Source organism: Streptomyces sp. NRRL B-24085 (assembly GCF_001282115.1).
Classification (GTDB): domain Bacteria; phylum Actinomycetota; class Actinomycetes; order Streptomycetales; family Streptomycetaceae; genus Streptomyces.
Genome location: NZ_LJBR01000097.1, coordinates 18,470 through 40,601 on the forward strand (window position 1 = coordinate 18,470; position 22,132 = coordinate 40,601).

Consider the following 22,132-nt stretch of genomic DNA (forward strand, 5'->3'; position numbering starts at 1 on the left):
AGGATAAAGCGAAGGGCCCGCCCGATAATTCGGACGAGCCCCTGCCTGCTTTTCAGGACACCCGTGCTCAGACGGTCTCGGGAAGTTCCTCGAGCCCCTCGGCGACCAGCTTCGCGAGCCGGTCGAGAGCCGCGTCCGCGCCCTCGGCGTCGGAGGCGAGGACGACCTCCTCGCCGCCCTGGGCGCCCAGGCCGAGCACGGCCAGCATGGAGGCCGCGTTGACGGGGTTGCCGTCGGCCTTGGCGATCGTCACCGGGATACCTGCGGCCGTGGCGGCCCGGACGAAGATGGAAGCGGGGCGGGCGTGGAGGCCCTCGGCCCAGCCGACGTTGACGCGGCGCTCAGCCATGTGATGCTGCCCTTCGGTGTTCAGGGTTGTCTAGACCAGTTTCCCACACGTGAAGCGTCTCCCGGGAGGGCCTGGAGTCCTCCCGGCGGTGAGACGTCGGACCGCGGCCTCGGCCCGACTTCCGTCCTTGTGCGTTCTCGCGCGTTCTCCACAGACTGCCTCGCGCCGTTGTCGTACGCGAGCCGTACTCTGGGGCCCATGCAGAGCGCGTCGGACCGGCACGAGTACCCCGCCCACTGGGAGGCCGACGTGGTGCTGCGCGACGGCGGCACCGCGCGCATCAGGCCCATCACCGTCGACGACGCCGATCGCCTGGTCAGCTTCTACGAGCAGGTCTCGGACGAGTCGAAGTACTACCGCTTCTTCGCGCCCTACCCACGCCTGTCCGCCAAGGACGTCCACCGCTTCACGCACCACGACTTTGTGGACCGGGTGGGACTCGCCGCCACGATCGGCGGCGAGTTCATCGCCACCGTACGCTACGACCGCATCGGCGCCGACGGCATGCCCGCGTCCGCCCCCGCCGACGAGGCCGAGGTCGCCTTCCTCGTGCAGGACGCCCACCAGGGGCGCGGGGTGGCCTCCGCCCTCCTCGAACACATCGGGGCCGTCGCCCGCGAGCGCGGCATCCGGCGCTTCGCCGCCGAGGTGCTGCCCGCCAACGTCAAGATGATCAAGGTGTTCACCGACGCCGGGTACACCCAGAAGCGCAGCTTCGAGGACGGCGTCGTCCGCCTGGAGTTCGACCTGGAGCCCACCGACCGCTCGCTCGCCGTGCAGTACGCGCGCGAACAGCGTGCCGAGTCGCGGTCCGTGCAGCGCCTGCTCACCCCCGGCTCCGTCGCCGTCATAGGCGTCGGACGCGCCCCCGGCGGCGTGGGCCGCAGCGTGCTCGGCAACATCCGGGACTACGGCTTCACCGGCCGCCTGTACGCCGTGAACAAGGCCTTCCCCGAGGAGACGAAGGAGGTCGACGGCATCCCCGCGCACCGCTCGGTGCGGGACGTCGACGGCCCCGTCGACCTCGCGGTCGTCGCCGTCCCCGCCGAGCAGGTCCCCGAGGTCGTCGCCGACTGCGGGGCCCACGGCGTGCAGGGACTCGTCGTGCTCTCGGCCGGGTACGCCGAGAGCGGCCCCGAAGGACGCGAGCGCCAGCGTGAACTCGTACGGCACGCACGCGCGTACGGCATGCGGATCATCGGCCCGAACGCCTTCGGCGTCATCAACACCTCGCCCGGCGTCCGGCTCAACGCCTCACTGGCCCCCGAGACCCCCCGCCCCGGCCGGATCGGCCTGTTCGCCCAGTCCGGCGCCATCGGCATCGCCCTGCTCTCCCGGCTGCACCGGCGCGGCGGCGGCGTCACCGGCGTGACCGGCGTCTCCACCTTCGTCTCCGCCGGCAACCGCGCGGACGTCTCCGGCAACGACGTCCTCCAGTACTGGTACGACGACCCCGACACCGACGTCGTCCTCATGTACCTGGAGTCCATCGGCAACCCCCGCAAGTTCACCCGCCTCGCCCGGCGTACGGCGGCGGCGAAGCCCCTGGTCGTCGTGCAGGGCTCGGGCACCGCCCCGCAGGGCCACGCCGTCCGCGCCACGCGCCTGCCGCACGCCACCGTGTCCGCGCTGCTCCGCCAGGCCGGGGTGATCCGCGTGGACACCATCACCGAACTCGTGGACACCGGCCTCCTGCTGGCCCGCCAGCCGCTGCCCACCGGACCCAGGGTGGCCATCCTCGGCAACTCCGAGTCGCTCGGCCTGCTCACCTACGACGCCTGCGTGGCCGAGGGGCTGACGCCCTCACCCCCGCTGGACCTGACCACCGCCGCCGCGCCGGAGGACTTCCACGCGGCCCTCGCGCGCGCCCTGGCCGACGACGCGTACGACGCGGTGATCGTGACGGCCATCCCCGCGGTCGGCGGGGGATCCGCCGGCGACGCCGCCCTCGCCGAGGCGCTCAGGTCCGCCGCGGAACAGGTCCCCGGCAAGCCGGTCCTCGTGGTCCACGTCGAGCTCGGCGGCCTCGCGGAGGCCCTGTCGGCCGCGACCAGCACCGCGCCCCAGGCCGCCGCCGGACCGCCGAAGATCCGTGCCGACCACCCGTTCCGCGCCCTGGACCGGCTGCGCGCCGGCCAGGCCCCCGCGGAACCGCCCGCCGCCGGGAACAGCGACCGCCTCATCCCCGCCTACCCCGCCGCCGAGCGCGCGGTGCGGGCACTGGCCGACGTCGTGCAGTACGCCCGGTGGCGCCGGGAGGCCGCCGAGCCCGGCAAGGTGCCCGAGTACGAGAACATCGACGAGAAGGGCGCAGCAGCCCTGATCGACGGCCTGCTCACCCGCGGCCAGGGACTCACCCTCGGCACCGAGGAGACCTGCGAGCTGCTCGCCAGATACGGCATCCAGGTCCACCGCGCGCTGCCCGCCGCGAGTCCCGACGCCGCCGTCGGCGCCGCGGCCGCCCTGGGTTACCCGGTCGCCCTCAAGGCCACCGCCCCGCACCTGCGCCACCGCGCCGACCTCGGCGGCGTCCGCCTCGACCTCGCGGACGAGGAGCAGCTGCGGCGGGCGTACGCCGAGCTGACCGAGCTCTTCGGCACGCCCGACGAACTGCGGCCCGTGGTGCAGGGGATGGCTCCGCGCGGGGTGGACACCGTGATCCGGGCCGTCATCGACCCCGCCGCCGGCGCCGTGCTCTCCTTCGGGCTGGCCGGGGCCGCCTCGCAGTTGCTCGACGACACCGCGCACCGGCTGATTCCGGTCACCGACCGGGAGGCCACGAGCCTGGTCCGCTCCATCCGGACGGCTCCGCTGCTCTTCGGCTGGCGTGGTTCCACCCCGGTCGACACACCCGCGCTGGAGGAGCTCCTGCTGCGGGTGTCCCGGCTGGTCGACGACCGCCCCGAGGTCGTCGCGGTCACCCTGGAGCCGGTCGTGGTCGCCCCGCGCGGCCTGAGCGTCCTCGGCGCGTCCGTACGGCTCGCGCCGCCGCCCGCCCGCGACGACCTCGGCCCGCGGACGCTCCCCGCGTACTGAGCGGGGGCGATCGGTGCCTCGCAGTCAGCGCGCCCCCGTAGGATGGACGTCATGGCCAAGACCAGTACGACGACCCAGGGGCTGCGTGCGGCGATCGAACGCAGCGGCTACTACCCGGCCCTCGTGGCCGAGGCGGTGGAGGCCGCCGTGGGCGGCGAGCCCATCCGGTCGTACCTGGTCCACCAGGAGACGACGTTCGACCAGAACGAGGTGCGGCGGCACGTGACCGTGCTCGTCCTCACCGGCAACCGCTTCATCGTGAGCCACACCGACGAGCAGAACGCGGACACCACGTCCCCGACGCCGTACGCCACCACCTCCACGGAGTCCGTGAAGCTCGGCCGGATCTCGTCGGTCGTGGTCAGCCGGGTCGTCGCCAACCCGGAGCAGTACCAGCCCGGCACCCTGCCCCGCGAGGTCGTGCTGACCATCGGCTGGGGCGCGGTCTCCCGCATCGACCTGGAGCCCGCCGCCTGCGGCGACCCCAACTGCGAGGCGGACCACGGCTACACCGGAAGCTCCACGGCCGACGACCTCAGCCTGCGGGTCAGCGAGGCGGGGGACGGCCCGGACACCGTGCGCCAGGCGCTCGCCTTCGCCCAGGCCATCTCCGAGGCGACCGCGGACGTCACCCGCTGATGGTGCAGCACGCCTGGGACCACCCCGAACCCCTCGCCCTCGACACCGCGCCCGTCCCCGAGTACGGCACCGGCTCCCTCGCCGACCTGCTGCCCACGCTCGCCGCCGGCATGGCCGTACCGGGCACCACCGCCGCGATCCGCGAGCTCACCCCCGCCGACCGGAACTGCGTATTCCTGATCGACGGCCTCGGCTGGGAGCAGCTCAGGGCGCACCCGGACGAGGCGCCCTTCATGACGTCCCTGCTGGCCAGCTCGCGCGGCGGCACCGGCCGTCCGCTGACCACCGGCTACCCGGCGACCACCGCGACCTCCCTCGCCTCGGTCGGTACCGGCCGGCCGCCCGGCGCCCACGGCCTGCCGGGCTACACCGTGCGCAACCCGGACACCGGCGAGCTGATGAACCAGCTCCGCTGGCAGCCGTGGACCAAGCCGCAGGCCTGGCAGCCGTACCCCACCGTCTTCCAACTCGCCGACCAGGCCGGGGTGCACGCCGCCCAGGTCTCCTCGCCGACCTTCCAGAACACCCCGCTGACCAAGGTCGCGCTCAGCGGAGGAACGTTCCACGGACGGCTGTCCGGCGAGGAGCGCATGGACCTGGCGGCCGCGGAACTCGCCTGCGGTGACCGCTCGTTGGTCTACACGTACTACTCGGAGGTCGACGGCGCCGGCCACCGCTTCGGCGTCGACTCCGACACCTGGCGCGGCCAGCTCATGTACGTCGACCGCCTGGTGCAGCGCCTCGCCGAGCAACTGCCGCCCCGCAGCGCGCTGTACGTCACGGCCGACCACGGCATGGTCGACATCCCCTTCGACGAGCAGCACCGCATCGACTTCGACGAGGACTGGGAACTGCGCGCCGGGGTCGCCCTGCTGGGCGGCGAGGGCCGGGCCCGCCACGTCTACGCCGTGCCCGGTGCCGCGGGCGACGTGCTGACCTGCTGGCGCGAGGTCCTAGGCGAGCAGTTCTGGGTCGCCTCCCGGGACGAGGCCATCGCGGCGGGCTGGTTCGGGCCGCCGGACCACGTCGACGAGCGGGTGTACGACCGGATCGGCGACGTGGTCGCCGCCGCCCGCGACGACGTCCTCCTCATCGCCTCCGAGCGGGAACCGAAGGAGTCGGCGATGGTCGGCAACCACGGTTCGATGACCCCCGCCGAGCAACTGGTACCGCTGCTCGAAGTACGCTCCTGAGGCCGACCCGGCCGCCCCGCCCCGCACAGAACCGAAAGGTGCTCGACCACCCATGCCCGAGCTGGTGTTCTTCTCCGGAACCATGGACTGCGGGAAGTCCACGCTGGCTCTCCAGATCGAGCACAACCGTTCGGCGCGCGGCCTGACCGGCATGATCTTCACCCGGGACGACCGGGCCGGCGAGGGCAAGCTGTCCTCGCGGCTCGGCCTGGTCACCGACGCGGTCGAGGTCGAGGACGGCCAGGACCTGTACGCCTACCTCGTCGACCACCTCTCCCGCGGCGGCCGCGCGGACTACGTGATCGCGGACGAGGCGCAGTTCCTGGTGCCGGAGCAGATCGACCAGCTCGCCCGGATCGTGGACGACCTGGACCTCGACGTCTACGCCTTCGGCATCACCACGGACTTCCGTTCCAAGCTGTTCCCCGGCTCCCAGCGCCTGGTGGAACTGGCCGACCGGGTGGAGGTCCTCCAGGTCGAGGCGCTGTGCTGGTGCGGGGCCCGGGCCACGCACAACGCCCGTACGGTGAACGGTGAGATGGTCGTCGAGGGTGCCCAGGTGGTCGTCGGCGACGTCAACCAGGCCGACGACATCGGCTACGAGGTCCTGTGCCGCCGGCACCACCGCCGCCGTATGACCGCCGGCACCGCACGCGCGGCCGCGCTCTCCCCGGACGTGCTGCCGGTCCCGTCGGCCGGGACGGGCTTCTGACCCGAGGCCGTCAGGGCCTCAGCGCGGGTTCTCGATCAGCGAGAAACGCGCCCCCTCCGGATCCGCCACCGTGGCCACCCTGCCGTGCGGGCTGTCGTGCGGCGGGCGCAGCACATGACCGCCCAGCTCGACGAGGAGACGCGTGGCGGCGGTCGCGTCGGCCACCTCGAAGTACGTCATCCAGTGCGGCCCCCGGTCGCGGGGAAGGGCGTGGCCGACGCCGTGCAGACCGGCCACGGGGCGACCGCCGCTGTGGAGGGTGACGTAGTCGAAGTCGGCGGACACCACCGGCTCCCCCTCGCAGCCGAACACCGTCTCGTAGAACTTCATGACGCTCACCGTCTCGAAGGTGAGCAGCTCGTGCCACGCCGGTGTGCCCGGCACCCCGGCGACGGACGTGCCCAGGTGGGCCGCCGCCTGCCACACCCCGAAGACGGCACCGGACGGATCGGAGCCGATCACGAGCCGTCCGGCGTCCCCGGCGTCCAGCGGGCCCACGCCCACCGTGCCACCGCACAGCCGCACCGACTCGGCCGTCAGGTCGATGTCGTCGGAGGCGAAGTAGGGCGTCCAGGCGATCGGGAGCTGGCGGTCGGGCGGCAGTTGGCCGATCCCGGCGACCTCCTGGCCGCCCAGCAGGGCCCGGACGTACGGCCCGAGCTGCTGCGGCCCCGGCACAAACTCCCAGCCGAACAGCGATCCGTAGAACTCCTGGGTCGCGGCCATGCCGTGCACCATCAGACTCACCCAGCAGGGCGTACCGGGCGTGTGCCGAGCGGGCGGGGCGGCCGACCCCCTTGCCTCGGTCATCGTCACTCTCTCCTCGGCCCCTCGCGGTGGCCGTGTCGTGTCCGTGGTCCGGACCTCCGTGCCGATGCTCGCACCACCCGCGGTCCCGCGCGCTCCGGGCGCGCCGGGCGGCCTCCCGTGTCGGGGTGCCGGTCGCACGGCTGTCTGACCATTGCCGCGCGAGGCCGACGGATGTCGATCGGCGGTACAGCATGTGCCCGTTCCCGTACGCATGGTGACCGGGCCTGTCCGGCGGAGCAGAGTAGCCGGACCTGGACGACGCGGCCACCCCGTGCGCGAGGATGGTGGCCATGAACGCCATCATCTCCGCATCCGAACTCGCGAGCGACCTCGCGGGCCCCCACCCGCCCGTCCTGCTCGACGTCCGCTGGCAGTTGAGCGTGGCCAAGGCGGCCGGCGAACCGCCCTTCGACGGCCGGGCCGAGTACGCGGCCGGGCACATCCCGGGCGCCGCATACGTCGACCTGGACCGGGAGTTGGCCGGGCCGGCCGGCGGCGGTGGGCGGCATCCGCTGCCCGACCTCGCGGAGTTCGGCGCCGCGATGCGAAGGGCGGGTGTCTCCTCGAACAAGCCGGTGGTCGTGTACGACGGCGGACAGGGCTGGGCGGCCGCCCGCGCGTGGTGGCTGCTGCGCTGGACGGGTCACCCGGACGTGCGAGTCCTCGACGGCGGGTTGCCGTCCTGGCAGGGGCCGCTCCAGTCCTCGGTGCCGGGTCCCGCCCTCGCCGAGGGCGACTTCGTGCCGGTGCCCGCGGCGGCCGGCCTGCTCGATGCCGACGCGGCCGCGGCGCTGGCCCGCTCGGGAGTGCTGCTGGACGCGCGCGCGGGGGAGCGGTACCGCGGCGAGGTGGAGCCGATCGACCGCGTCGGCGGCCACATCCCGGGCGCCCGGTCCGCTCCCACCACGGACAACGTCGGCCCGGACGGCCGCTTCCTGCCCGCGGAGGAACTGAACGCCCGCTTCAAGGCGCTCGGCGCCACCGACGGCACCGAGGTCGGCGTCTACTGCGGTTCCGGGGTCTCCGGCGCCCACGAGGTCCTGGCCCTGGCGGTCGCGGGCATCCCGGCTGCGCTGTACGTCGGTTCGTGGTCGGAGTGGTCCTCGGACCCGGATCGGCCGGTCGCGGTGGGCCCCGATCCCCAGTAGGCGGACAGCGGAAGGGCCCGCCTCGGTAAGAGGCGGGCCCTCACAGCCGTAGGACCGGCTACTCCTGCTTCTTGCGGCGGGTGCCGAACACGATCTCGTCCCAGCTCGGGACCGCCGCTCTGCGGCCCGGGCGGACACCGTCGGCCTCGGCCTGACGGTCGGTCGCGCCGATGAGGCGGTCGCGGTGGCTGGCCACCGAACGCGGCATGAGGACGTCCGCGTAGGCGGAACCGGCCGAGGCCGCGGGAGCCGGCGGCTCCTCCACCTCGGGCTCCTCCTCCAGGGCGGGCGGTTCCTCGATGCTCGCCGTCTCGGCGGGCCGCTCCGGTACGACCATGTCGCCCCGGAAGCTCGGCACCGCCTCCAACAGGCTGGTCAGCGAGTCCCGTTCACCGACGACCTCCTCGGCCGGCTCGGCCGGGGGCAGGCTCGGCCGGTCGAGGGCGCGGTCCAGCGGACGGTCGCGCGGCAGCCGCGCGATACGCGGCACGAACGGGAAGCTGGGCTCCGGCGCGCCGAGGTCCTCGGACTCACCGATCAGCGAGCGGGCCTCCTCGTCGACGGCCTGGACGAGCCGCCGGGGCGGGTCGTAGGTCCAGCTCGCCGAGTGCGGTTCACCCGCGACGCAGTAGACCAGCAGGACCTCCCAGGTGCCGTCGTCACGACGCCACGAGTCCCACTGGACGGTGTCCTTCTCGGCGCCGCGCAGCAACAGCCGCTCCTGCACGGCCTCGCCGAGCTGCGGTCCGGCGTTCTCGCCGGGCCGGCGGACCGGGGTCTTGCGGGCCCGTTCGGCCATGAAGGCGCGCTCGGCGAGCACGGGGCCCTCGAAACGCCGTACACGGTCGACGGGGATGCCTGCGAGCTGGGCTACCTCTTCCGCGGTGGCACCGGCGCGTATACGCGCCTGGATGTCGCGGGGACGGAGATGGCTTTCGACCTCGATCTCGATCTGACCGAGGCGCGGACGGTCGCCGCGCACCGCTGCGCGCAGCCGCTCGTCGATCGGAAGCGTGTACTCCGTTGAGTCGGCAGCCTTCAGCACCAGCCGTGTGCCGTCATTGGAGACGGCCACGACACGCAGTTCGGGCATGGGGACCTCCCGGGTGGTGCCTGCCGACGTCACGTGCGTCGCTGCTTCCGCTAGTCGAGTGTGGCCTGCCCGGGTGCAGCCTGCCACAACCTTGCCGAGTTGCCCGGCGTGTCGGGCACGGGCCCTGGATCGCCGTTATGGCACGGTTACCTATTCGCAACGCTAAGTGACCAACTCCGTCACCCTGTGCAACTAGCCCCCTCCCGGCCGCCCTTGAAGGCCACGGACGCCCTGGCGGGAGACCGGACCCAGGGCTCGCAACAGTACTCCATTTGGGCCACGTGCGTGGATTGGCGCGCCACTCAACTTCGTTCAAGAAACGCTGCCCGGCCCTTCGTTGAGCGGATTCCGCGATCTTGAACGTGGTGTAGTTCACGGAATCACCAGAAACGGAACTATTGGCTTAGGACTTATGTCCGGCCACCGTCCGCTTATGCCCCCAACACCCTGCGCACATAGTCGTTCTGGAACCGCCGGTCGGGATCGAGCCGGTCCCGGAGCGCGGTGAACTCGCCGAAGCGAGGGTAGACACCGGCGAAGTACTCGGCGTCGCGCGTGTGCACCTTGCCCCAGTGCGGGCGCCCCTCGTGCGCCGTGAAGATCCGCTCAGCGGCCGTGAAGTACGCCTGGTACGGCGTCCCCTTGACCATGTGGACGGCGATGTACGCGCTGTCGCGGCCCGACGCGGTGGACAGCGTGATGTCGTCGGCGGGCGCGGTGCGCACCTCGACCGGGAAGCTGACCCGCAGCCCGGAGCGGTCGACCACCGTCTTCAGTTCGCGCAGTGTCTCGACCACGGCCTCGCGCGGCACGGCGTACTCCATCTCCACGAAACGCACCCGGCGCGGCGATGTGAAGACCTTGTACGGGATGTCGGTGTACGTCCGCGCCGACAGCGCCTTGCTGGAGATCCGCGCGATCGAGGGGATCGTGCCCGGTGCCGCGCGGCCGACCCACTGGGCCACCTGGAAGACGCCGTTGGAGAGGAACTCGTCCTCGAACCAGCCCTGGAGCTGCGGCACCGGCTTCTCCGGGCCCGCGCTGCGGTTGTTGCGCTTGGTGTTGGTGGAACCGGTGTGCGGGAACCAGTAGAACTCGAAGTGTTCGTTCTCGGCCCAGAGTTCGTCGAACGTGCTGGTGACCTTGTCGAAGCTCATGGGCTCCTCACGCGCCGTGAGCAGGAAGAGCGGCTCGACGGCGAACGTGATCGCGGTGACGATGCCGAGGGCGCCCAGGCCGATCCGGGCGGCCGCGAAGACCTCGGGGTTCTCCTTCTCGGAGCAGGAGAGCACCGAGCCGTCGGCGGTGACCAGCTCCAGGCCCCTGATCTGGGCGGCTATCGAACCCGAGTCGCGGCCCGTGCCGTGGGTCCCGGTGCTGGTGGCTCCCGAGACCGTCTGCTCCATGATGTCGCCCATGTTGGTGAGCGACAGGCCCTCGCGCGCGAGAGCCACGTTGAGCCTCTTGAGCGGGGTACCGGCCTCCACCGTGACCGTCATGGCGTCCCGGTCGATGTTGCGGATGCCGGTCAACAGTTGAGGGCGGATCAACACGCCGTCGGTCGCGGCGATCGACGTGAAGGAGTGCCCGGTGCCGACCGCCTTCACCCGGAGGCCGTCCTCGGCGGCCTTCCGCACGGCAGCGGCCAGCTCGTCGACCGAGGCGGGCGTGACCTCCCGCGCGGGACGCGCGGTGACATTGCCGCCCCAGTTACGCCACGTGCCGTTCTTCGCGCTCGCTGCCGTGCTCAACGCTGCCTCCCCGACGTGGAGCCGGCCTCTTGAGCCGGCGGTACCCCAGGAAACCGACCGCGACCGCGACGGCCCCGGACACCGCCGGAACCCCGTACCCGGCACGTGCCCCGGCCGCGTCGATCACCCAGCCGGCCACGGAGGAGCCGAGCGCGACCCCGACCGCGAGCCCGGTACTGATCCAGGTCATGCCCTCGGTCAGTTGCGCGCGTGGTACGTGCTGCTCGATCAGGGACATCGTCGTGATCATCGTGGGAGCGATGGACAGGCCCGCAACGAACAGCGCCACGGCCAGAAACGGCAAGTTCCCGACCAGTAGGAGGGGGATCATACTCACGGCCATCGCGCATATGCCCAGCAGCCAGCGAGGTTCGGGACGTCCCGCGAAGTGCAGCAGCCCGAACACGAGGCCCGCCACGCACGACCCCGCGGCGTAGAGGGCGAGCACGACGCTCGCGGCCGCCTTGTGGCCCTGCTCGTCGGCGAAGGCCACGGTGACCACGTCCACCGCCCCGAAGATGGCCCCGGTCGCCACGAAGGTGGCCACGAGGACCTGGAGGCCCGGCGAGCGCAGGGCCGTACGGCCGCCGTCGTGCTCGCGCGGGTGCGGGGCCGGCTCGGTGGCCCGCTGCGCGGTCAGCCAGAACACGCCCACCGCGAGGAAGCAGGCGGCGAGCAGCGGACCCGCCTCCGGGAACCAGGCCGTGGACAGCCCGATGGAGATGATCGGCCCGAAGATGAAGCAGACCTCGTCGACCACCGACTCGAAGGAGTACGCGGTGTGCAGCTGCGGGGTGCCCCGGTACAGGGCCGCCCACCGCGCGCGGATCATCGCGCCGAGGCTCGGCACCGAGCCGATGCCCACGGCGCACACGAACAGCACCCAGTCCGGCCAGCCGAAGTGCGCGGCCAGCAGCATCCCGGCGGACGCCACCAGCGCCACGAGCGTCGCCGGACGCAGTACCCGCCGCTGGCCGTGCAGGTCCACCAGCCGGGAGACCTGCGGGCCGATCGCCGCGGCGGCCAGCGCGATGGTCGCCGACAGCGAGCCCGCGAGCCCGTACCGGCCGGTGAGCTGGGAGATCATCGTGACCACGCCGATGCCCATCATCGACAGCGGCATCCGGCCGACGAAGCCCGCGGCGGCGAAGCCCTTGGAGCCGGGGGCGGCGAACAGAGCGCGGTAGGGGCTGGGCACAGGGGTCTCCGGTCGGCCGACGAGCAGCGGCTCGTGCAGGTAAGGCGCGAATGCGCCTCATACAGCTTACGGGTGAGGGGCGCCGACGCACCCGCCCGGGCGCCCGGAACCCGGCCGGCCACCCCGCCGTTTCGTGGCTGTCAGTACCGGATGACAGGATCGACCCATGCGAGACGCGCTCGACGCCACCCCCTACGACGCCCTGCTCCTGCTCTCGTTCGGAGGCCCCGAGGGCCCGGACGACGTGGTCCCGTTCCTGGAGAACGTGACGCGCGGGCGCGGCATCCCCAAGGAACGCCTGAAGGAGGTCGGGCAGCACTACTTCCTGTTCGGCGGGGTCAGCCCCATCAACGACCAGAACCGCGCCCTGCTGGATGCCCTGCGCAAGGACTTCGCGGACCACGGCCTGGACCTGCCGGTCTACTGGGGCAACCGCAACTGGGCGCCCTACCTCACCGCCACCCTGCGCGAGATGGTCGCCGACGGCCGCCGCCGCATCCTGGTCCTGGCCACCAGCGCGTACGCCTCCTACTCGGGCTGCCGCCAGTACCGCGAGAACCTCGCCGACTCACTGGCCGCCCTGGAGGCCGAGGGCCTGGAGCTGCCGAGGATCGACAAGCTGCGGCACTACTTCAACCACCCCGGCTTCGTGGAGCCCATGATCGACGGGGTCGTCCAGTCCCTCGCCGAGCTCCCCGAGGAGGTGCGTGACGGTGCCCACATCGCCTTCTCGACCCACTCGATCCCGAACGCGTCCGCGGACACCTCGGGGCCGGTCGAGGGCCACGGCGAGGGCGGCGCGTACGTCGCGGAGCACCTGGAGGTCGCCCGGCTGATCGCGGACGCCGTCCGTGAGCGCACCGGCGTCGACCACCCCTGGCAGCTCGTCTACCAGTCACGGTCCGGTGCCCCGCACATCCCGTGGCTGGAGCCCGACATCTGCGACCACCTGGAGGAGCGCCACGCGTCCGGCGTCCCGGCCGTGGTGATCGCGCCCATCGGCTTCGTGTCCGACCACATGGAGGTCCTCTACGACCTCGACACCGAGGCCAAGGCCAAGGCCGAGGAGCTCGGCCTGCCGATGCGCCGCTCGGCGACCGTCGGGGACGACCCGCGCTTCGCCGCCGCCGTCCGCGACCTGGTCCTGGAGCGGGCCGCGGTCGAGCGGGGACAGCAGGTCACGCCCTGCGCCCTCGGCGCGCTCGGGGCCTCCCACAACGTCTGCCCGGCCGGCTGCTGCCCGGCCCGCGCCGCCAAGCCCGCCGCCGCGGGCGCCGACAGCCCGTACGCGTGAGGAGCCCCGTGACCGACCCCCTGCACGCGGAACTGCTGCGACTCGCCCGGGAGGCCGCCGGTCGCGCCGGCGCCCTGCTGCGCGACGGCCGCCCGGCCGACCTCGAGGTCGCCAGGACCAAGTCCAGTCCCATCGACGTGGTGACCGAGATGGACATCGCGGCCGAGAAGCTGATCACGAACCTGATCTCCGAGCACCGCCCGGACGACGGCTTCCTCGGCGAGGAGGGCGCCTCCACCGAGGGCACCAGCGGCGTCCGCTGGGTCATCGACCCCCTCGACGGCACGGTCAACTACCTGTACGGACTGCCGACTTGGTCCGTCTCCATCGCCGCCGAGCAGGACGGTGAGACGGTCGTCGGGGTCGTCGCGGCGCCGATGCGCGGCGAGACCTACCACGCGGTCCGCGGCGAGGGCGCCTGGGCCACGGGCGCGTGGGAGGGCGAGCGCCGGCTGGCCTGCCGCCCGGCGCCGCCCCTGGAGCAGGCCCTGGTGTCGACGGGCTTCAACTACGTCACCGAGGTCCGCGCCCACCAGGCCGAGGTGGCCAGGAAGCTGATCCCCCTGCTGCGCGACATCCGCCGCGGCGGCTCGGCGGCCATCGACCTCTGCGACCTGGCCGCGGGCCGCCTGGACGGCTACTACGAGCGGGGCCTGAACGCCTGGGACTACGGGGCGGGCGACCTCATCGCCCGGGAAGCGGGCGTGCTGACCGGTGGCCGCCCCGGAGAGCGCCCCAACCCGGCCCTGACCGTCGCCGGTACCCCGGGAGTCTTCGAGCCCCTCCAGCAGCTCCTGGAGGACTTCGGCGCCTGGCACGACTGACGGGCCGACTCCGGGCGAACACGAGGTGAACGGACCCGTGCGCCCACGCGGCGGGCCCCCGGCGCTGGATTCGCCGGGGGCCCGCTGTCGTGCGTGAAGCTGTCGTGCCGTGAAGCCGATCAGACGCTAGGCGCCGACCTCCACACCGTGCTCGGCGGCGAGGCGGCGCAGGTCGTCGAGCTCGCCCTGTTCCACCTCGACGAGGAAGTCGTCGCCCTCGTCACGAGCCCGCGTCAGGTCGGTCTCGGTCGCCCTTATGCGCTGCAGAAGTCCTGCGGTGAATGCGTCCATCCTGCGCCCCCTCGTCCTGGGTCGTGGGTCGGTGGCACGGGGGTGTGCCGTCGGGAGGGGCGATCACGTCTCTTTGCAGGTGCCCAGCGCTGCCCAGGCCGGGCGGCGACGGTGCCGGACACCACGCCCGCTCTGCGGAAGCGGATCGCACAATGCCGCATGGTGGTACGGCACATGCATAGCGTGATCGCGGGGTGTAAAGCCGTCCTCCCCCCGCTCGTTTCGACGGAAACCTCAACCGCGCGAGAAAATCCCGCATTCCCGTTCCCGCACCTGTCTTTCAGTCGCCCCTCACCCGTCTTACAGCCGACTTATGGCCGAAAAGGGCAGGATGGAGGCAACACTCACCCGGATCCCTGCCCGCGCGTGCCCGGAGCGCGCTACGCGGGTGGACACAGGAAGGACAAGCGACGTGCGCGTACTCGTCGTCGAGGACGAGCAACTGCTCGCCGATGCGGTGGCCACCGGACTGCGCCGGGAGGCCATGGCCGTCGACGTCGTGTACGACGGTGCGGCCGCCCTGGAACGCATCGGCGTCAACGACTACGACGTGGTCGTCCTCGACCGCGACCTCCCCCTGGTCCACGGCGACGACGTCTGCCGCAAGATCGTCGAACTCGGCATGCCCACACGCGTGCTGATGCTCACGGCCTCCGGTGACGTCAGCGACCGCGTCGAAGGGCTCGAGATCGGTGCCGACGACTATCTGCCCAAGCCGTTCGCGTTCAGCGAGCTGACGGCACGCGTGCGTGCCCTCGGCCGGCGCACCAGCGTGCCGCTGCCGCCGGTCCTGGAGCGCGCCGGGATCAAGCTCGACCCCAACCGCCGCGAGGTGTTCCGCGACGGCAAGGAGGTCCAGCTGGCGCCCAAGGAGTTCGCCGTCCTGGAGGTGCTGATGCGCTCCGAGGGCGCCGTCGTCTCCGCCGAGCAGCTCCTGGAGAAGGCCTGGGACGAGAACACCGACCCCTTCACCAACGTCGTGCGGGTGACCGTCATGACGCTGCGCCGCAAGCTGGGCGAACCCGCGGTGATCGTCACCGTCCCCGGCTCGGGCTACCGGATCTGATACCCGTGGCCTCCACTCCCGCGCCTCCCCAGGCGCCCCCGAAGCCCACCTGGGACCCCAGGAGGCCGGCCCCGCCGCTGCCCTGGTTGCGCCCGACCATCCGCATAAGGCTCACGCTGCTGTACGGCGGCATGTTCCTGATCGCGGGCATCCTGCTGCTGTCGATCATCTACCTGGTGGCCGCGCAGGCGCTGAATGTCGGCAGCAAGCTGCCCTTCGAGATCACCACGGGCAGTGTCACCAGTGACATCTGCAGCAACCTGCCCTCGAGCGGTACCTCCGAGGTCATGAACAGGGCCATCAACGCCTGCGTCAACGACCAGCGCCAGCACGCCCTCGACGACCTCCTCAGCCGCTCGCTGCTGGCCCTGCTCGGCCTCGCGATCATCGCCTTCGCGTTCGGCTACGCCATGGCGGGACGTGTCCTGTCCCCGCTCGGGCGGATCCTGCGCACCGCGCGCGCGGTGGCCGGCTCGGACCTCTCCCGCCGTATCGAGCTGGACGGCCCGGACGACGAGCTCAAGGAGCTGGCCGACACCTTCGACGACATGCTGGAGCGCCTGGAGCGGGCCTTCACGGCCCAGCAGCGCTTCGTCGGCAACGCCTCGCACGAGCTGCGGACACCGCTCGCGATCAACCGCACGCTCCTGGAGGTGCACCTGTCCGATCCGGGCGCCCCGGTGGAGCTCCAGCAGCTCGGCAAGACCCTGCTGGCCACCAACGAGCGCAGTGAGCAGCTCGTGGAGGGCCTGCTGCTGCTCGCGCGCAGCGACAACCAGATCGTCGAGCGCAAGCCCGTGGACCTCGCCGAGGTGGCCGGGCAGGCGGTCGACCAGGTGCACGGCGAGGCGGCGGCCAAGGGCGTGGCGATCCGCGGCGAGCAGAAGACGGCGGTCGTCCAGGGCAACGGCGTCCTGCTGGAGCGCATCGCCCTGAACCTGGTGCAGAACGCCGTGCGCTACAACGTCCCCGAGGACGGCTGGGTCGAGGTGACCACGGAGGTCCAGCACGGCCAGGCCGTGCTCACGGTGACCAACACCGGCCCCGTCGTGCCGGCGTACGAGGTCGACAACCTCTTCGAGCCCTTCAAGCGGCTGCGCGGCGCCGACCGCACCGGCAGCGACAAGGGCGTCGGCCTCGGACTGTCCATCGTGCGGTCCGTGGCGCGGGCGCACGGCGGGCACATCACCGCCCAGCCGCGCGAAGGGGGTGGGCTCGTGATGCGAGTCACCCTTCCGGTCTGAGATCATGGCCCCCGCACCGCGACCGACATACAGGGATGTTCGCTTTGCGCGGAATTTTCTGGGCACTTGGAGGACTGCCCCCTGTGTGATCGATCACAAGGGAGAATTTCCAGCCATCCACTCTCCGTGATCATGCACCCTGTCGGAAAGCCGGGAAAATCCGGGTTTTCAGGGGTCCTGATCACGGGAAGTACACGGTGAGACGCCTTTGAAGTGCGGGATTCGGACCGTGTACGGTCCCGATCGCCATCCAACCCGATCACTCAAGAGGAGTCCGGTTGGGTGTCGATTGAGTAACAGACCTTGATGTGAGGCAAAATCTCCGCCTCGGGTCGGGCACAAGTCCGGCCTCTCACGCGTTACGTGCGCTGGAGACACCGCAGACACCCAGAGGGGGAGAGCGACATGGCAACGGATTACGACACCCCACGCAAGACCGACGACGACGTCGACTCGGACAGCCTTGAAGAGCTCAAGGCGCGTAGGAACGACAAGTCGACCTCCGCAGTGGACGTCGACGAGTTCGAGGCCGCCGAAGGCCTGGAACTGCCCGGAGCGGACCTCTCGAACGAAGAGCTGGCCGTCCGGGTGCTGCCCAAGCAGCAGGACGAGTTCACCTGCATGAGCTGCTTCCTGGTGCACCACCGCAGCCAGCTGGCCCGCGAGAAGAACGGCCAGCCGATCTGCCGCGACTGCGACTGAGGGCGGGTCGGGCATGACTGGCTCGACCCCTCCCTGGAAGCGCCGCTCTCTCCGCAGGGGAGCGGACCAGGGGCCGTCCGGCGGCCCCCACCGCGCGCGTGACGACGAGCGGGGCTCCGCCGATCCGGGAGCCTCGCTCGAACCGGTCGCCGACCGGGCTGACCTCCCGGCGACGACCGGATCGACCAGGTCGCCCGCGCCCGTCGCCAGGCGACGGGTGGCGGCGATCCGGGACAGGGCCCGGGAAGGGGCCCGCAAGGGCGGCAGCCGGGCCAGGGCGGGCCTGGCGTACCTCGCCGACCGGATCATCGAGAACGCCCCGCGTATCCCCGTACGCGACCTCGCGACCCTCCGGCGTCAGTTCCCCGGTCTGGGGCCCGAGGAGCTCGCGGACAAGCTCGTCACGGGCGCCGCGAGCGCCACGGCGACGGTCGGAGCGGGGGTCGGCGCCGCGGCGATGCTCCCCGTGCCGCCCGCGATGCCGACGGAACTGGCCGCCGAGATCACCGGCGTGGCCGCCATCGAGCTGAAGCTGATCGCCGAACTCCACGAGGTCTACGGCGTACGGCCGCCCGGCAACCTCAAGGAGCGCAGCACCGCGTACCTGAACTCCTGGTCGGGCGAGCGCGGGATCGACGTGAAGAAGCCGGCGACGGTGAGCGGCGCCCTCAACAGCCAGATGAAGCAGCAGTTGCGGCAGCAGATCATGAAGCGGATGATCCGCGACCTGCCCAACCTCATGCCGTTCCTGGTCGGCGCGGCCGTGGGGGCGGTCATGAACCGCCGGGACACCAGAAAGCTCGCCGGGCGGATCCGCAAGGACCTGCGCAAGGTCCAGGTGCCCTGGAGCGACCTGCCGCCGCTGCCGGCCCTGGAGGTCCCGAAGAACCCGCTGGAGCTGGAGAAGTAAGACTTCCGTGAGAACTCGGGGCCCCACCGTCCCCGAGGTCGGGTGAAGCCGTGCACGAACGTTCTAGGCGGCGGCCGTGCGAGCCGTCCTCAGCGCCTCGGCCAGCCGCTCCGGCTCGCGCGTCGACAGGTACAGGTAGGGCGTCGGGTCGTCCGGGTCGGTGACCTCCACCTTCAGCGCCCTCGGGATGTAGGCCCGCAGCAGCAGGAAGGCGCGGGTGTCGGCCTTGTAGGTCCGCCAGGCGCGCGCCTCCTCCGGGTCGAGGATCTCCGCCTCGCCCAGCGCCGACACCGGGATCTTCGCCTCGCCCGCGATCAGCGAGTCACCCACGACGCGGATGCGCAGCGAGCCGTAGGAACTGGCGACGACCGCCGCCGCGGCGGTGCCGCCGACCAGGCCGCCGAGCAGCGGAAGCGTCCCGAAGGGGAGCAGGATCAACGCGAAGGAGACCCCGACCAGGAAGGAGATCAGCCACCAGGAGCGGGGGGCGGTGAGGCGTTCGTCGTACGGGACGGCGGAGGGCTGCATGGAACCAAGCTTGGCACGGTGTCCTGATACCTCCGACGCGCGGGTAAGGTCTGCGCCTGTGAGTGGTACTTCCCCGGCTCTCCAGCCTCCCGCCGACGCGTCGCGACCTGTGCGACACCCGGAAGCCCCCGCGCCCGGTGAGCTGCTCGGTGCGCACTACGGCCAGTGTTTCGGCTGTGGCGGCGAGCAGTCGCACGGGCTGCACCTGGAGGCGCGGGCCGGCGAGGGGGTCTCGGTCACCGCCGAGTTCACCGTGCGCCCCGCCCATCAGGGTGCTCCCGGCCTCGCGCACGGCGGTGTGCTCGCCACCGCCCTCGACGAGACCTTGGGCTCGCTCAACTGGCTGCTGCGCACGATCGCCGTGACCGGACGCCTGGAGACCGACTTCGTACGGCCGGTGCCGGTCGGCACGGTGCTGTACCTGGAGGCCGAGGTGACCGCGGTGGCCGGGCGGAAGATCTACTCGACCGCGACCGGCCGGATCGGCGGTCCCGAGGGGCCCGTGGCGGTCCGTGCCGACGCCCTGTTCGTCGAGGTCAAGGTCGACCACTTCATCGACAACGGCCGCCCGGAGGAGATCCGGGCCGCCATGGACGACCCGGACCAGGTCCGGCGTGCCCGTGCCTTCGAGGTGAACCCGTGAGCCGTGATCCCCTGAACGTGCTGATCCGGCGCGTCGACCCCGACGTACCGCTTCCGTCGTACGCGCACCCCGGTGACGCGGGGGCCGATCTGCGGACCACCGAGAGCCGTGAACTCAAGCCCGGCGAGCGGGCCGTGCTGCCCACGGGGGTGTCTGTGGCGCTGCCGGAGGGGTACGCGGCCTTCGTGCACCCACGATCCGGTCTCGCCGCCCGCTGCGGTGTCGCTCTCGTGAATGCCCCGGGGACGGTTGATGCCGGGTACCGTGGGGAGATCAAGGTGATCGTGGTGAATCTCGACCCGCACGAGTCGGTGCGGTTCGAGCGTTTCGACCGGATCGCCCAACTCGTCGTCCAGCAGGTCGAGAGGGTCCGCTTCCAGGAGGTGGCGGAGCTTCCCGAGTCGGCGCGGGCCGAGGGGGGCTTCGGGTCCACCGGCGGTCACGCCGCCGTGGGCGACGGGGGCGATACAGGCGATGCGGCCGCCGCGGGCGGTCATACGGGTGGGAATCGATACGCTTCGGTCGTATCCGACCGGGAAGGACAGTGACGTGTTCGGACGTCGCAAGAAGAAGGGTGCCGCCGAGGACGCGGCCGGCGAGGCCGAGCAGGTCGTCGACAGCGTCGACACTGAGGCGGACGACGTGGAGCGCGAGCGCGTGCGGCTGGAGCCGGAGCCGCGGCCCGACGGGCCCTGGGACAGCAGCGAGGTGCGCGACCCCGCCGAGGGCCGGGTGGACCTGGGCGGTCTCTTCGTGCCCGGCGTGGACGGCATGGAGCTGCGGGTCGAGGTCGCGGGCGACGCTATCGTCGCGGCCACCGTCGTGCTGCGCGACAGCGCCATCCAGCTCCAGGCTTTCGCCGCGCCCAAGCGCGAGGGCATCTGGGGCGAGGTGCGCGAGGAGATCGGCTCCGGCATCACCCAGCAGGGCGGCATCGTCGACGAGGTCGAGGGTCCGCTGGGCTGGGAGCTGCGTGCCCAGGTGCCGGTGCAGCTGCCGGACGGCACAGGCGGCTTCCAGGTCGTGCGGTTCGTGGGTGTGGACGGCCCGCGCTGGTTCCTGCGCGGTGTGATCTCGGGTCAGGGCGCGGTGCAGCCGCAGGCGGCCGGGCTCCTGGAGCAGATCTTCCGGGACACGGTCGTGGTCCGAGGCGAGGGCCCGATGGCGCCCCGCGACCCGATCGTCCTCAAGCTGCCGAACGACGCCCAGATGGTCCCCGAGGGCGTCCAGCAGCAGGAAGAGGGCTCCCGCTTCTCCGGCGGCATGGGCCAGCTCCAGCGTGGCCCTGAGATCACCGAGGTCCGCTAGGCGTACGACATCGAGGGCCGTACCCCGTCACGGGGTGCGGCCCTTCCGCATGCACGGGGGCGTTTTCGTGCGCGGGGCCTTGACGCGGGATTGGTCTGTACCTACCTTCTCGGCTCAACGCGTCTGTTCATAAAGGCGCTTCGCGTTCATATACGAGAACGGAAGGCCCCCCACGTATGCGCAGAACCGCTCTCCTGGCCGCCGTCGCGGCCCTCGCCGCCGGTGCTCTCGCCGTGCCCGCCGACGCGGCGCCCGCCACCTTCGCCCACCCCGGAGTCACCGTCTCCCAGGGGCAGTTGGACTTCGCCCGCAGCAAGGTCAACGCGGGTGCCCAGCCCTGGAAGGGCGCCTTCGACGCCATGCTGGCGAGCAAGTACGCCGACCTGAACCGCACGCCCAAGCCGCGCGCGGTCGTCGAGTGCGGCTCGTACTCGAACCCCAACTACGGCTGCACCGACGAGCGCGAGGACGCGATCGCCGCCTACACCGACGCGCTCGCCTGGTACATCACCCGCGACGAGCGGTACGCCAAGAAGTCCATCCAGCTCATGGACGCCTGGTCAGCCGTGATCACGGACCACACCAACAGCAACGCGCCCCTCCAGACCGGCTGGGCGGGCTCCTCCTGGCCCAGGGCCGCCGAGATCATCAAGTACACGTACAGCGGGGGCTGGGCCAACTCCGGACGCTTCGCGACCATGCTCCGGAACGTCTACCTGCCCGAGGTCATCAACGGCTCGAACTCCAACGGCAACTGGGAGCTGTCGATGATGGAGGCGGCCGTCGGCATCTCCGTCTTCCTGGAGGACAGGACGTCGTACGACAAGGCCATGGCGAAGTTCCGCACCCGTACCGCGGCCTACGTGTACCTCGCCTCCGACGGCGAGCTGCCGAAGACCGTGCCGAGCCAGAACCTCAACACCCGGGACAAGATCGTGGGTTACTGGCAGGGGCAGTCCACCTTCGTCACCGGGCTCACCCAGGAGACCTGCCGGGACTTCACGCACACCGGGTACGGCATCTCCGCGATCTCGCACGTCGCCGAGACGAGCCGGATCCAGGGGGAGGACCTGTACGGCACCGACGTGGGCGAGCGGCTGCGGCAGGCGCTGGGGTTCCAGTCCAAGTACGAACTGGGGACGGCCGTGCCGAGCTGGCTGTGCGGCGGGTCGCTGAAGCTGGGGCTCGGGCCGGTCACCGAGGTCGGGTACAACGCGCTGCACAACAGGCTCGGCGTGGCCATGACCAACACCCAGACGCTGACCGAGCGGAACCGGCCGGCGGGCAGCAACAACCTCTTCGTGGCCTGGGAGACCCTCACGCACGGGGACAACCCGAGCTGAAGCTGTTGAAGGCCGGGCGCCGGACGGTGATACTGGCGCCCGGTTTCGCG

The 22,132-nt window shown here is 71.7% G+C and carries 22 protein-coding genes; 15 read left to right on the forward strand and 7 right to left on the reverse strand.

Annotation, left to right across the window (positions count from 1 at the left end; all coding sequences use genetic code 11):
- Positions 1 to 67: 67 nt before the first annotated feature.
- On the reverse strand, positions 68 to 349 hold the full coding sequence (locus AOJ26_RS13415) for an HPr family phosphocarrier protein (RefSeq protein WP_020139189.1): 282 nt from the start codon (positions 347 to 349) through the stop codon (positions 68 to 70).
- Between the two features lie 198 nt (positions 350 to 547).
- Here AOJ26_RS13415 and AOJ26_RS13420 point away from each other — a divergent pair, with 198 nt between their 5' ends.
- From AOJ26_RS13420 to AOJ26_RS13435, 4 genes are read left to right on the forward strand one after another with little or no spacing between them, the layout of a single operon-like run.
- Positions 548 to 3,385, forward strand: a complete 2,838-nt coding sequence (locus AOJ26_RS13420; RefSeq protein ID WP_053848484.1) for a bifunctional GNAT family N-acetyltransferase/acetate--CoA ligase family protein — start codon at positions 548 to 550, stop codon at positions 3,383 to 3,385.
- Positions 3,386 to 3,427: 42 nt separating this feature from the next.
- On the forward strand, positions 3,428 to 4,024 hold the full coding sequence (locus AOJ26_RS13425; protein ID WP_053848485.1) for a DUF5998 family protein: 597 nt from the start codon (positions 3,428 to 3,430) through the stop codon (positions 4,022 to 4,024).
- Complete coding sequence (locus AOJ26_RS13430; protein ID WP_053848486.1) at positions 4,024 to 5,217, forward strand: alkaline phosphatase family protein; 1,194 nt, start codon at positions 4,024 to 4,026, stop codon at positions 5,215 to 5,217. Before AOJ26_RS13425 ends, AOJ26_RS13430 begins: the two co-directional genes overlap by 1 nt.
- 52 nt (positions 5,218 to 5,269) lie before the next feature.
- Entirely contained in the window at positions 5,270 to 5,929 is a 660-nt protein-coding gene (locus AOJ26_RS13435; protein WP_053848487.1) for a thymidine kinase, read from the forward strand.
- A gap of 18 nt (positions 5,930 to 5,947) precedes the next feature.
- Here the strand turns inward: AOJ26_RS13435 and AOJ26_RS13440 are convergent, their stop codons facing one another.
- On the reverse strand, positions 5,948 to 6,739 hold the full coding sequence (locus tag AOJ26_RS13440; RefSeq protein ID WP_053848488.1) for a VOC family protein: 792 nt from the start codon (positions 6,737 to 6,739) through the stop codon (positions 5,948 to 5,950).
- A gap of 290 nt (positions 6,740 to 7,029) precedes the next feature.
- Here AOJ26_RS13440 and AOJ26_RS13445 point away from each other — a divergent pair, with 290 nt between their 5' ends.
- Positions 7,030 to 7,887 (forward strand): sulfurtransferase, encoded by an 858-nt coding sequence (locus AOJ26_RS13445; RefSeq protein WP_053848489.1) that lies wholly within the window; start codon positions 7,030 to 7,032, stop codon positions 7,885 to 7,887.
- 58 nt (positions 7,888 to 7,945) lie between these two features.
- On the opposite strand, the gene sepH is transcribed toward AOJ26_RS13445, so the two are convergent.
- From sepH to AOJ26_RS13460, 3 genes are all read right to left on the reverse strand, one after another.
- A complete protein-coding gene (gene sepH / locus AOJ26_RS13450; protein WP_053848490.1) occupies positions 7,946 to 8,980 on the reverse strand; it encodes a septation protein SepH in 1,035 nt (344 codons plus the stop codon).
- A 431-nt stretch (positions 8,981 to 9,411) separates the two neighbouring features.
- Positions 9,412 to 10,731 (reverse strand): D-arabinono-1,4-lactone oxidase, encoded by a 1,320-nt coding sequence (locus tag AOJ26_RS13455; RefSeq protein WP_053848491.1) that lies wholly within the window; start codon positions 10,729 to 10,731, stop codon positions 9,412 to 9,414.
- Positions 10,691 to 11,929, reverse strand: a complete 1,239-nt coding sequence (locus AOJ26_RS13460; RefSeq protein WP_053848492.1) for an MFS transporter — start codon at positions 11,927 to 11,929, stop codon at positions 10,691 to 10,693. Before AOJ26_RS13460 ends, AOJ26_RS13455 begins: the two co-directional genes overlap by 41 nt.
- A 166-nt stretch (positions 11,930 to 12,095) precedes the next feature.
- Here AOJ26_RS13460 and AOJ26_RS13465 point away from each other — a divergent pair, with 166 nt between their 5' ends.
- Both AOJ26_RS13465 and AOJ26_RS13470 read left to right on the forward strand, forming a co-directional pair.
- A complete protein-coding gene (locus AOJ26_RS13465; protein WP_053848493.1) occupies positions 12,096 to 13,223 on the forward strand; it encodes a ferrochelatase in 1,128 nt (375 codons plus the stop codon).
- Positions 13,224 to 13,231: 8 nt separating this feature from the next.
- Positions 13,232 to 14,047: an inositol monophosphatase family protein gene (locus AOJ26_RS13470; RefSeq protein ID WP_053848494.1), complete on the forward strand. Its 816-nt coding sequence runs from the start codon at positions 13,232 to 13,234 to the stop codon at positions 14,045 to 14,047.
- 126 nt (positions 14,048 to 14,173) lie between these two features.
- Here AOJ26_RS13470 and AOJ26_RS43835 read toward each other — a convergent pair whose 3' ends face one another.
- Positions 14,174 to 14,338 (reverse strand): hypothetical protein, encoded by a 165-nt coding sequence (locus AOJ26_RS43835; RefSeq protein ID WP_176729907.1) that lies wholly within the window; start codon positions 14,336 to 14,338, stop codon positions 14,174 to 14,176.
- Positions 14,339 to 14,750: 412 nt separating this feature from the next.
- Here AOJ26_RS43835 and AOJ26_RS13475 point away from each other — a divergent pair, with 412 nt between their 5' ends.
- The 4 genes from AOJ26_RS13475 (at position 14,751) to AOJ26_RS13490 (ending at position 18,260) form a co-directional block, all read left to right on the forward strand.
- Entirely contained in the window at positions 14,751 to 15,404 is a 654-nt protein-coding gene (locus AOJ26_RS13475) for a response regulator transcription factor (protein ID WP_030605557.1), read from the forward strand.
- A 5-nt stretch (positions 15,405 to 15,409) separates the two neighbouring features.
- Positions 15,410 to 16,648 (forward strand): sensor histidine kinase, encoded by a 1,239-nt coding sequence (locus AOJ26_RS13480; RefSeq protein ID WP_053848495.1) that lies wholly within the window; start codon positions 15,410 to 15,412, stop codon positions 16,646 to 16,648.
- 405 nt (positions 16,649 to 17,053) lie between these two features.
- On the forward strand, positions 17,054 to 17,350 hold the full coding sequence (locus AOJ26_RS13485) for a DUF4193 domain-containing protein (protein WP_005481602.1): 297 nt from the start codon (positions 17,054 to 17,056) through the stop codon (positions 17,348 to 17,350).
- A 13-nt stretch (positions 17,351 to 17,363) separates the two neighbouring features.
- A complete protein-coding gene (locus tag AOJ26_RS13490; RefSeq protein WP_078959883.1) occupies positions 17,364 to 18,260 on the forward strand; it encodes a hypothetical protein in 897 nt (298 codons plus the stop codon).
- A 63-nt stretch (positions 18,261 to 18,323) separates the two neighbouring features.
- Here AOJ26_RS13490 and AOJ26_RS13495 read toward each other — a convergent pair whose 3' ends face one another.
- A complete protein-coding gene (locus tag AOJ26_RS13495; RefSeq protein WP_053848497.1) occupies positions 18,324 to 18,788 on the reverse strand; it encodes a DUF3093 domain-containing protein in 465 nt (154 codons plus the stop codon).
- Positions 18,789 to 18,846: 58 nt separating this feature from the next.
- Between AOJ26_RS13495 and AOJ26_RS13500 the strand changes: the two genes are divergently transcribed.
- The 4 genes from AOJ26_RS13500 to AOJ26_RS13515 all read left to right on the forward strand — a co-directional run bounded on the left by AOJ26_RS13500 (position 18,847) and on the right by AOJ26_RS13515 (position 22,082).
- Positions 18,847 to 19,431 carry a PaaI family thioesterase gene (locus AOJ26_RS13500; RefSeq protein ID WP_053848498.1) on the forward strand — a complete coding sequence of 195 codons (585 nt, stop codon included), beginning with the start codon at positions 18,847 to 18,849 and terminating at the stop codon, positions 19,429 to 19,431.
- A complete protein-coding gene (gene dut, locus AOJ26_RS13505; RefSeq protein ID WP_053848499.1) occupies positions 19,428 to 19,979 on the forward strand; it encodes a dUTP diphosphatase in 552 nt (183 codons plus the stop codon). Before AOJ26_RS13500 ends, dut begins: the two co-directional genes overlap by 4 nt.
- A gap of 1 nt (position 19,980) precedes the next feature.
- Entirely contained in the window at positions 19,981 to 20,739 is a 759-nt protein-coding gene (locus AOJ26_RS13510; protein WP_053848500.1) for a DUF3710 domain-containing protein, read from the forward strand.
- A gap of 176 nt (positions 20,740 to 20,915) precedes the next feature.
- Complete coding sequence (locus tag AOJ26_RS13515) at positions 20,916 to 22,082, forward strand: alginate lyase family protein (protein WP_053848501.1); 1,167 nt, start codon at positions 20,916 to 20,918, stop codon at positions 22,080 to 22,082.
- The last annotated feature ends 50 nt before the right edge of the window (positions 22,083 to 22,132 follow it).